General features: G+C 66.4%; 10 protein-coding genes. 2 read left to right on the top strand and 8 right to left on the bottom strand.

Features of this window, described 5'->3' with window-relative positions; all coding sequences use genetic code 11:
* Window positions 1-62 precede the first annotated feature (62 nt).
* From CA260_RS11530 to CA260_RS11515, 4 genes are all read right to left on the bottom strand, one after another.
* Window positions 63-452, bottom strand: a complete 390-nt coding sequence (locus CA260_RS11530) for a BON domain-containing protein (protein ID WP_111983244.1) — start codon at window positions 450-452, stop codon at window positions 63-65.
* A 100-nt stretch (window positions 453-552) separates the two neighbouring features.
* Window positions 553-1,854 (bottom strand): cytochrome c, encoded by a 1,302-nt coding sequence (locus tag CA260_RS11525; RefSeq protein WP_111983243.1) that lies wholly within the window; start codon window positions 1,852-1,854, stop codon window positions 553-555.
* The gene (locus CA260_RS11520) at window positions 1,851-4,139 is read right to left on the bottom strand and encodes a xanthine dehydrogenase family protein molybdopterin-binding subunit (protein WP_111983242.1); all 2,289 of its coding nucleotides are present in this window, start codon (window positions 4,137-4,139) and stop codon (window positions 1,851-1,853) included. The genes CA260_RS11525 and CA260_RS11520 overlap by 4 nt, the downstream gene beginning before the upstream one ends.
* 37 nt (window positions 4,140-4,176) lie before the next feature.
* The gene (locus CA260_RS11515; RefSeq protein WP_111983241.1) at window positions 4,177-4,656 is read right to left on the bottom strand and encodes a (2Fe-2S)-binding protein; all 480 of its coding nucleotides are present in this window, start codon (window positions 4,654-4,656) and stop codon (window positions 4,177-4,179) included.
* Window positions 4,657-4,910: 254 nt separating this feature from the next.
* On the opposite strand from CA260_RS11515, the gene CA260_RS11510 reads away from it, so the two are divergent.
* Both CA260_RS11510 and CA260_RS11505 read left to right on the top strand, forming a co-directional pair.
* Entirely contained in the window at window positions 4,911-6,002 is a 1,092-nt protein-coding gene (locus CA260_RS11510) for an XdhC family protein (RefSeq protein ID WP_111983240.1), read from the top strand.
* Entirely contained in the window at window positions 5,999-6,625 is a 627-nt protein-coding gene (locus CA260_RS11505; protein ID WP_111983239.1) for a nucleotidyltransferase family protein, read from the top strand. Before CA260_RS11510 ends, CA260_RS11505 begins: the two co-directional genes overlap by 4 nt.
* A 36-nt stretch (window positions 6,626-6,661) precedes the next feature.
* On the opposite strand, the gene CA260_RS11500 is transcribed toward CA260_RS11505, so the two are convergent.
* The 4 genes from CA260_RS11500 to CA260_RS11485 all read right to left on the bottom strand — a co-directional run bounded on the left by CA260_RS11500 (window position 6,662) and on the right by CA260_RS11485 (window position 10,436).
* Window positions 6,662-8,092, bottom strand: a complete 1,431-nt coding sequence (locus CA260_RS11500) for an amidohydrolase family protein (protein WP_111983238.1) — start codon at window positions 8,090-8,092, stop codon at window positions 6,662-6,664.
* A 57-nt stretch (window positions 8,093-8,149) separates the two neighbouring features.
* The gene (locus tag CA260_RS11495; protein ID WP_111983237.1) at window positions 8,150-9,442 is read right to left on the bottom strand and encodes an acetyl-CoA C-acyltransferase; all 1,293 of its coding nucleotides are present in this window, start codon (window positions 9,440-9,442) and stop codon (window positions 8,150-8,152) included.
* Window positions 9,443-9,475: 33 nt separating this feature from the next.
* The gene (msrB, locus tag CA260_RS11490; RefSeq protein ID WP_111983236.1) at window positions 9,476-9,964 is read right to left on the bottom strand and encodes a peptide-methionine (R)-S-oxide reductase MsrB; all 489 of its coding nucleotides are present in this window, start codon (window positions 9,962-9,964) and stop codon (window positions 9,476-9,478) included.
* Window positions 9,965-10,052: 88 nt separating this feature from the next.
* Window positions 10,053-10,436 (bottom strand): TraR/DksA family transcriptional regulator, encoded by a 384-nt coding sequence (locus tag CA260_RS11485; RefSeq protein WP_111983235.1) that lies wholly within the window; start codon window positions 10,434-10,436, stop codon window positions 10,053-10,055.
* Between the last annotated feature and the right edge of the window lie 17 nt (window positions 10,437-10,453).

Below are 10,453 nucleotides of genomic sequence, written 5' to 3'. Positions count from 1 at the left end.
GATGCATTGTCATGGCGCGCTGCAGCGTTCGCTATGACGCGGCGAGCGATATGACGGAGGGGTTACCGTTTGACGTCGAGCTCGTTGGTGACTTCCTTGACGCCGGGAAGGCCGCGCACGACGGAGTCGATCTTCGCCTTTTCCGCGTCGTTGGCGACGGGACCACGCAGGACGACGGCGCCGTCCGAGGCGATGACCTTCACCTGGCGACCCGCGGGTGACAACGAGTTGTCGCGTTGAAGTGTCTGCTGCACGTTGGCCGCCAGTTGCTGGTCGCCTGCGCTGGGCGAAGGAATCACGCGGCTCGGGTTCTTGGGATCGTGCATCGGCATGGGCATCGTGGGTTCGCGTGGCGTCGGCACGGTGCCCGCGCCGGCCGGAGGCGCCGCCTGCGCAAAGCAGGCGGATGACATGATGAAAGCGATGCCGATGACGACGGAACGTAGGCGCATGTCGCGATTCCAGGCAATGGCGTGGTTGTCTACGCTGCGCTCGGCTACGTACCCGCGCCGTGAACCGCTCGTGCAGGAGTCGCTAGAAACGTGCGCCGAGCTACTGTCCCTTCCTGCGTTCAGCCACGTCCGACGCGCTGAGCGTGCCCGGCTGGCCGCCGAAGTGGCTCAGCACGTAGTTGGACAGCGCGGCGATCTCGGCGTCGGTATAAGCCTCGCCGAACGAGGGCATGAAGGCATGCTGGTTTCCGACGCTCAAGCGCGAGCCGCCAAGCACGATCTGCGTGAGGTTGGTGGCGTGTGGGTCCCGCACGGAGCGCATGCCCGCGAGCGAGGCGTATTCGCTCTGTCGTCCTTGTCCGTTGTCGAGATGGCAGCCGGCACAGGCGCCGACGAACAGCTGCTCGCCCAATCCCGCCGTTGCGTTGGCTGTTGCCGGTGCAGCGGCCGTGGCGGCGGGAGCCGTGGAAACGCCGCCCTGACGCGCAGGCACGTCGCGTAGATAGGCAACCAGCGCGGAAAGATCGGCCGGCGTGAGGTACTGCAGGCTGTTCTCCACCACTTCGCCCATCGGCCCGGAGGCCGTGCCGCGGCCGGCGGCGTGTCCCTTGGCGAGGTAATCGGCCAGCTCCTGATCGGTCCACGCGCCAACCCCGTGGTCCTTGTCGGAGGTGATGTTGTAGGCCTTCCAGCCTTGCAGTTCGGCGCCGGCGAGCGCTTCGCCATGCTTCAACGCGAACGCGGCGTTTCTCGGCGTGTGGCACTCGCCGCAATGACCAAGGGCGGTGGCGAGGTAGGCGCCTCGATTCCACGCTTCCGGCTTGCCAGCTTGCGGCTCGAAGCGCTGCTTCTTCAGGAACATCGCGTTCCACAGGCTGATGGCCCAGCGCTGGTTGTACGGGAACGACAGTTCGTTGGCCCGGGCGGGCGCATGCGCGACAGGCAGGCTGAAGAGGTAGGCCTTGATGGCGAGGATGTCGTCGCGGCTCAGCGCGGTGTACGAGGTATACGGAAACGCCGGATACAGCGGATGGCCGTCCTTGTCGACGCCGGCATGCATCGCGCGCACGAAATCGTCATCGCTCCATTTGCCGATGCCGGTGTCCTTGTCCGCGGTGATGTTGGAGGAATAGAGGGTGCCGAACGGCAGCTTGAACGGCACGCCGCCGGCAAAGGGCTGGCCGCCGGGCACGGTGTGGCAGGCCGCGCAATCGGCCGCACGCGTGAGGTATTCGCCGCGCGCCTTCGGGTCGGTGATATCGGCGGGCGCGCCCGCCACGGACGGCTGTTTCGCGTTCTCGTCGCCGCCCTGCGTCACGGTGAGCAGGGCATAGGCGGTGAAGACGATGCCCACCAGCACGATCAGGCCGACGAGTGCACCGATGATGCGCCCGATCTTCATGCGAGCCTCCTCGCCATGTCGATGGCGTCACCATGCCCGGATTCCTCCGTCGTGGTGGCCGTGAGCACGGCCTTGAGTGCGTTCTGGTCCTGCACGAGCGCGCCGCGATCGATCGGGAGCGTCCGTATGCGTACGCCGGTGGCGGCGAAGATGGCGTTGGTCAACGCGGGCATGGCCATCACCGTGCCGGTTTCGCCGATGCCGCCGGGCTTCTCCGTACTCGGCAGGATGTGTACTTCGATCTCCGGCGTTTCGTTGAGGCGAAGCACGCGGTAGTCGTTGAAGTTGCGCTGCTCCACCGCGCCGTTCTTCAGCGTGATGCCGCTGTACAGCGCAGCGCTCCAGCCAAATACCAGGCCGCCCTGGATCTGCGCTTCCACCGTGTTGGGGTTCACCACCCAGCCGCAATCGACAGCAGCCACGGCGCGCTTCATGGAAATCACGCCCTGCGGCGACACTTCCACATCCATCACTACGCACAGGTAGCTTCCGAACGGCGCCGCCAGCGCCACGCCGCGGCCATGGCGTGGCGGCAGCGAGCCCTGGCCCCAGCCGACCTTCTGGGCGGCCAACTCCAATACCGCCTTGGCGCGCGGGTTGTCGCTCACCATGTCGCGCCGATAGGCCACCGGATCCTTGCCGGCGGCATGCGCGAGTTCATCCACGAAGCTTTCGACCACGAACACGTTATGCGTGGGGCCCACGCCGCGCCACCAGCCGACCGCGAGCCCTTCGGGCATGTCGTGGCGCACCCAGTCCACCCGCATGTTCGGTATGGCATAGGGAAGCTCCGCCGAGCATTCCACCAGATCGCCGTCCAGGCCGTTCTTGCCCATCGCGCCCGGCGCAAACGTGGCGAGCACGGAGGCGCCCGTGGTGCGGTCGGTCCATGCAACCGGCTTGCCGTTGTCGTCGAGCGTGGCCGAAATGCGGTCGTAGTAGGCGGGGCGATAGCGGTCCTGCGCGATGTCTTCCTCGCGCGTCCAGATGATCTTGACCGGAAAATCCACCTGCTTGGCGATGGCGACCGCCTGTTCCACCGAATCCTCGAACAGGCGCCGGCCGAAACCGCCACCGAGGTACTGGTTGTGCACCGTGATGCTTTCCGGCGGCAAGCCGGTGACCTTCGCCGCGACGTCGGCGCAACGCGCGGGCACCTGCGTGCCGACCCAGATCTCGCAGCTGTCCGGGCGCACGTGGACGGTGGTATTGATCGGCTCCATCGTCGCATGGGCAAGCAAGGGCAACTGGTAGGTGGCGGAGACCACCTTGCCCTTCACGTTGTCCACGTGCCCGACTTCGCGGCCGAGGATGGGCTTGCCATGCTCGGAAGCTTCCGCCATGTCCTTGAACAACTGCTCGGTGCTGAAGTTGGCGTTGGCGCCGCGGTCCCAGGTGATGTCGAGCGCTTCCAGGCCCTGCTTGGCGGCCCAGAAGTGCTCGCCTATCACCGCCACCGCGTTGTCGATCTTCACCACCTTGAGCACGCCCGGTATGGCGCGTGCGCGCGTGTCGTCCACCGAGGCGAGCTTGCCGCCGAAGGTAGGGCTGGCGCGCACGGTGGCGACCTTCATGCCCGGCACGCGGATGTCGATGCCGAAGGGCAGGGTGCCGTCGACCTTCGCCGGCGTATCCACGCGACGCAAGGGCTTGCCGATCAGCTGGAAGTCCTTGGGGTCCTTCGGCGTGACCTTGTCGGGCATCGGCACCTTGGCCGCGGCGTCGGCAAGTTCGGCATAGCGCAGCGTGCGGTTGCTGGCAGCGTGAGTGACCACGCCGCGCGCCACCGTGCATTGCGAGGCGTCGTCGACCTTCCAGCGCTGCGCGGCCGCCGCGACCAGCATGGAGCGCGCCGCTGCACCGGCGTTGCGCAGCGATGTCCAGCAGAAGCGGATGGTGGTGGATCCACCGGTCGCCTGTTCGCCGAGCAGCGGATTGGCATACAGCTTGCGATTGGCCGGCGCGTGCTCGACCGTGATCTGGTCGAGGCCGACGTCCAGCTCCTCCGCCAGCAGGGTGGCCTGGCCGGTGTACGAACCTTGCCCCATCTCCACGGTCGGCATCACCAGCTGGATGCTGCCGTCGTTGCCGACGCGCACGAAGGCGTTGGGCGCGAACGCGGGGTGGCTCGCGTCGACGCGTTCGCTGTCCGACAACCCCCATACGCGACCGGCACCGCCCAGCCACATGAAGGCCACCACCAGGCCGCCGCGCTTGATCAGCTCCCGGCGCGAAGGGCTCTGCAGGTCCGCGTCTTGCGGCGAAGGTGGAACGCGAAGATTCATGGCTGCCTCTCGAGCGTTGCGAGGGTGGGAGTGCAGTTCAGGCGATGGTCTGCGGTACGACGGTCGTGCCCGTGGCGGCCTGCTTGATCGCGGCGCGGATGCGTACATAAGTGCCGCAGCGGCAAAGGTTGCCCGACATCGCCGTATCGATATCCGCGTCGGTGGGTGAGGGCTTCTGCGCGAGCAGCGCGGTAGCGCTCATGATCTGGCCGGTCTGGCAGTAGCCGCATTGCGCCACCTCGACGCCCAGCCATGCCTGTTGCACGCGCTTGCCGACGTCGGTGTCGCCGATGCCTTCGATAGTGGTGATCTTCTTGCCGACGGCACCGCTTACCGGAAGGACGCACGAGCGTATGGCCTGTCCGTCCAGGTGCACCGTACAGGCACCGCATTGGGCGATGCCGCAACCGAACTTGGTGCCGGTGAGCCCGACCACGTCACGCAGCACCCACAGCAGTGGCATGTCGTCGGGCACGTCGACCTGGGTGTCATGCCCGTTGATGGTAAGGGCGATCATGCGGAGCTCCCTTCTGGCGTGGTGTGCCGGCTACGCATGTCGCGGCAACTTCCTGCGACATGCGTCGATGGTCGTTTGCGCATGGTCATCGCGGGGCTGTCGCGTACGAGCCGCCAGGCAAAGACCTCGACGCATCTTCCTCTTCGCGAGAGAAAAGACAAGTGAAGGTGCCGGGCATCGGGCTTGGTGCGAAAGCTGGCGCCGTTGCCCCGTTATGACGCAACATCATGGCCGGATCCTGACGACCCCGAGCCATGAACGTCGCCCAAGAGTTCGACTCGTTGTACCGCGCCGCGCGGGCGTTGCCTTTGGCTTCCGGTGCGCCGTCCGCGGCGCTGGCAACCATTACCCAGACACGTGGCTCGACGTTCCGCCGGGCGGGCGCGAGCATGTTGGTACGGCGCGATGGAGGCCTGGTCTGCGAGCTGTCCGGTGGCTGTCCCCAGCGCGATATCGTGTGGCGCGCGCAGCAGGTGATGGAGGACGGCGAGGCGCAGCTGGTGTCCTACGGGCGCGATGCGAACTACGACGTGATGCTGGAAACCGGCTGCGGCGGTGAGCTCGATGTGTTGATCGAGCCTCTGCGCGGCGAAGGAGACCTGCGATTCCTGGAAGCGATGGCGCGATTGCGGGAGCGACGTTGTACCGGCGCGCTCGCCACGATCTATGCCGTCGATGGACAACCGGTTTCTCCACGACCATGGCGCACGGTATGGAGCGACGACATGGCCTGGAGCGACATCGACGACGATGCATTGCGCTCACGCATCGAAGCCGTTCTGCGCCCGGCCCATGCCATGGCGGCGACATCCATCCGGGTAGAAAGTGATGCCAGGCATTACGACGTACTCATCGAGCCATTGCGGCCTCCGCATGCGCTGGTCGTGATCGGCGATGGGATCGGCGCGCGCATGCTGGGCGAACTGTCGATGCAACTGGGTTGGCGCACGACCCTGGTCGATCCCGCGCAGGCAGGCGGCGATACCGACGGCGGCATCCACCGTATCGGGGCGTCCGCACGTTCCCTGGCCACGCAGGTGGTGCTCGACGCCATGACGTCGGCCGTCGTGATGACGCATCGACTGGAGCGTGACCTCGACTATGTCGCCGCGCTGCTCGACAGCGGGGTGGGCTACATCGGCGTGATCGGTTCGCGCCAGCGCGCCGCGCAGATCACCAGCGCGTTGGCGCGGGTCGACCCGCGCCTGCACGTACCGGCCGGGCTGGACGTGGGTTCGGAAACGCCCCAGGAGATCGCGCTTGCCGTGGCGGCGGAGATCCTCGCGCTGCGCAATGGCAAGCAAGGCGGATTGCTGTCACGAACGGGTACGCCCATCCACGCATGACGTCTGCCAGCGCCACCATCGGTGCGGTGCTGTTGGCAGCGGGTAACGCCAGCCGGTTCGGCGCACCCAAACAGCTGTTGATGCTCGATGGTGAACCCATGGTGCGACGCATGGCGATGGCCGCCGTCGCGGCCGTGCTGTCACCGGTGGTGGTGGTCACCGGCGCCTATCATGAGCAGGTGCTGGCGAGCCTCGGTGATTTGGACGTCCAGGTGATCGAGCACCGGGACTGGTCGAGCGGCATGGGCGGATCGTTGGCGGCCGGTGTCCGCGCGATCGCGGAGCAGGCGCCCTCATTGACGTCCGTCATGCTGCTGCTAGCGGATCAGCCCTCGATCGACGCGACGGATCTCGCGCGGATGCTGAAGGCGCATGCCCGTCGCCCCGATCGCATCCTTGCTGCGCGCTACGACGGCCATCTGGGACCGCCCTGCCTGTTTCCACGGTTTTGCTTCGATGAACTCGCGGCGCTCCACGGAACGCATGGAGCGCGTGCATTGCTGGACACGTATGCCGAACGGGTCGATGCCCATGACCTGCCGGCCGCCGCTTTCGATATCGACACGCCGGCCGACCACGCAAGGTGGCTGGCCAGGTATCGCCTCGAGCAACCGGATCGATGATGCCGCTCCGCCTGCTCAGGCGCAGGCGGACGGCCTTCAATGCAGGCCCACGGTGCCGTGCATCGCGCTGAAGATCTTCTGCGTGTCGTAACCGACGCCGTTCTTGAAGACCAGCGGCATGTGTTCCAGCGCACCGGCGTTCTTCAGTGGATCGCCCTCGACCACCGCGATATCGGCACGCTTGCCGACCGCGAGCGTGCCGACCTCCTTGTCGCGGCCCAGGTACTTGGCGCCGTTGTAAGTGGCGATCTTCACCGCCTGTTCGAAGCTGAAACCGGCTTCCACCAGCAGCTCGACTTCGCGCTTGGAAGAGAAGCCTGGCACCACGCCGCCGTAGCCGGTCGGGTCGGTGCCGGCGAGCAGCAGGCCGCCCGCATCGGCGTACTGCTTCTCCAGACGGGAGAGATTGGCGTAGATCTCCGGAGTGAATCGTCCCTTGGTCGTCTGCACCTTGTTCCAGCTGTCTTCGTACTGCGTGCGCACTTCGGGCAGCATCAGGTCCAGCGCACCTTGCGGCGCCTTCGGACGGCCGGTGACGAACGTCTCGAATACCGTCAGCGTGGAGGTGAGCGCCACGTGGTGGTCGATCATCAGCTTGATCAGCGCCTTCACCTCCGGCGACGTGGGATCGAGCGTGGCGAACGATTGCGCCACGTCGGTGCCGCGCGGGCATGCGTCGGGCTGCTTGTCCTTGACGAAGTCGGTCGCGACGAAGAAGCCATGCTCCAGGTTGTCGATGCCCATGTCGACTGCTTCGCGATAGGTCACCGAGCACAGGTGCGCAGTAACCTTCGCGTTGCGCTTGTGGGCGACGTCGATGACGCGCTGCAGCTCCGCGCGGGTGATCTGCATGTAGGCCTTGTACGAAGTGACGCCTTCATCCGCCCAGTAATTGACGGTGCGCTCCGCGTCGTCCACGCCGCTCAGCGAGTGCACCGCGGGAATCGGCAGGCCCGGGCCGTTGAGGTAAGGGCCGGTCACGTCCATGTCAGGTCCGATGGCGTCGCCGCGTGCAATGGCGTCGCGCACGTTGAGGTCGGCGTACGGCATCATCGAGCCCGCCGTGCGCATCGTGGTGGTGCCGCCCGCGAGATACAGCCGCGGGAAGCTGTAGCTCATCTCGTTGTATTCCACGCCGCCGGCCGGATAGAACATGTGTTCGTGCACCATCACGAAGCCCGGCAGCAGCGTCTTGCCCTTCGCGTCGATGATGGTGTCGCCGTCGGGAATCTTCACGCGGCCGCCCTTGTCCAGCGCGACGATGCGGCCCTTGTCGATCAGCAGCGTCTGGTCCTTCTTCGCCTTGCCGCCGGTGCCGTCGACGACGGTGGCGTGGGTGAAGGCAATCACCGGTTGCGCGTAGGCCACGAACTCGCTGCCGGCCGCAGGCTTGTCGGCCGCAAAGGCCGACATCGAGGTCAACAAACCCGCCAATACCGTCGCGCGTAGCGATCGCTGCAGTGCCATGGTGCTCCCCCACCGATGAAGTGGGGGCATCCTAGCAAACGCTTTCGCCGCGGTGGGTCAGCCCGCTTCGAGCAGGGCTACTGTGCCTTGTCCGCCATCGGCGCAGATACTGACGATGGCGCGCGTGCCGGGCGGCATCGCGGCGAGTTCCTTCACCGCCTGGCTGAGGATGCGTGCGCCGGTGGCGCCGAACGGATGACCAAGGGCGAGGCTGCCGCCGTTGGGATTCATCAGGTCGCGAGGGAACGCGCCGAACTCGCGATCGACACCGGCCTTGTGCTTGAGGAACTCGCTGCTCTGCAGCGCCGCGATATGCGAAAGCACCTGCGCCGCGAACGCCTCGTGGATTTCCCACAGGCCGATGTCCTGGTAGGCCAGCCCGTGGCGCGCCAGCAACCGCGGAATCGCGTAGGCCGGCGCCATCAGCAGTCCCTCGGTGCGGAAGTCGACGGCGGCGATCTCCCAGTCGATCAGTTTCACGCGTGGCACATGGCTGGGCAGGCGATCGAGCCCACGCTCGGTCGCCACCCACAGGCTGGCGGCGCCGTCGGTGAGCGGCGAGGAATTGCCCGCCGTGAGCGTGCCCTGGCCGCTGGTGCGATCGAACGCCGGTGGAAGCTTCGCGAGTTTTTCCAGCGAGGTATCCGCGCGTGGAATGCTGTCGCGGCGAAACTCGCCGATGGGGATCACCAGGTCATCGAAGAAGCCCTGGTTCCACGCATCCACGGCATGGCGATGGCTGTCGTAGGCGATCTGGTCCTGGTCGTCGCGCTTGAGTTGCCATTCCTTCGCGGTGATCTCGGTGTGCTCGCCCATGCTCAGGCCGCTGGTGCGGTTGACGATGCCGGGGATGTACAAGCTGATGTCGCCGAACTTCAGCGACAGCGCGTGTGACACCTTCTCGCCGACCGAGCGGGCCTTCTGGAAGCGGCGGATCCAGTCCGACAGCCGCTGGTTGAGGCCGAGCTGTATGCGGCTCAGGCTGTCCACGCCGCCCACCAAAGCCAGCTGCATGCTGTCGTCATCGAGCATGCCGGCGGCTTCGATCATGCCGATCATGCTGGTGGAGCAGGCCATCACGGTGGAGAAGGCAGGGATGGTGGCGGGCGCACCCGCATCCATCAGCACTTCGCGTGCGAGATTGCTCCAGGTGAGGTTGGGCACCACGGTGCCCCACACGGCGACATCGGGCGTTTTGCCGCCCGGCAGGCTGTCCAGCATGTGGCGAACGACCGGCACGGAGAGCGCGATGGCGTCGTAGTTGGCCAGTGCGCCATCCACCTTGGAAAAAGGCGTGCGCACGCCTGCCGCGAGCCACACCTGGTGACGGTAGCGCGAATGGAGAGTCATGGAGGGCTACCTGCTGGAGAGTGGGTGGTCGATTCAGGCCGTGGCGAGATGCCAGGGCGCGCCTTCGGGTGCGCCGCGCCCCAGCTTGTCGGGCAGCGCATCCGTCTCGGCCACGAACTCCAGGGATACCGAGTTGATGCAGTAGCGCTGGTGGGTTGGCGGCGGGCCGTCGTCGAACACATGGCCCTGGTGGCTGCCACAACGCGCGCAGCGGATCTCCGTGCGCACCATGCCGTAGCTGGTATCGCGCACATAGGACAGGTGGCGTTCGTCGAAGGGCGTGGTGAAGCTCGGCCAGCCGGTGCGGCTGTCGAACTTGTTGCCGGCCAGGAACAACGGCAGCCCGCACAGGCGGCAGCAGTACACGCCCGCCCGCTTCTCCGTCAGCAGCACGCCACAGAACGGCGATTCCGTGCCGTGATCGAGCAGCACGTCGCGCTCGTCGCTGGTAAGCGTGGCGGCGAGCTGGTCGAACTGCAGCGGCGACGGCGGTGAGAGGTCGAACGGGGCTGATGCACTCACGACACATGCTCCTCGGCGAACCTGGTGGGTTGCGCGCGGCGACAGGGCGCCGGCGGCTCGCCCCTAGATCGTGGCGGACAGCGCGGAATCAAGGCTGTCGGTGTTCGCCGGCCCGTTCTTCCTCGATCGTGAAGATGGCCTCGGGCGTCGCTTCCAGCCGGGCCTGGGGAATCGGCTTGCCGCTGAGGTCGGAATAGCCGTAGGTGCCGTCGTCGATCTTCCGCAGTGCACGCTCGATATGGCCGATGCGTCCGGCGTCCGTGTCGCGCTGGGCCTGGCGCACTTCTTCAATGGCGGAATCCTGGGCCTCGTCTTCGAACTCCATCGCCTCGTCGCCATGCTCTTCCTCGAAGGAACGGCGGTTCGCATTGGAGGAGAGTTCGCCGCCCAGCACCTGCTGCCGCAAGGCCTCCAGCCGCTGGCGCTGCTTGGCGATGAACTCCGGGCTCAGGTGAGCGTGTTCGGCGGGCATGGGTGTCTCCGGAACGA

The sequence above is a fragment of the Dyella jiangningensis genome, assembly GCF_003264855.1.
Classification (GTDB): domain Bacteria; phylum Pseudomonadota; class Gammaproteobacteria; order Xanthomonadales; family Rhodanobacteraceae; genus Dyella; species Dyella jiangningensis_C.
Note: the sequence above shows the minus strand (reverse complement) of the source record. Positions and strands in the feature narration are given on the sequence as shown.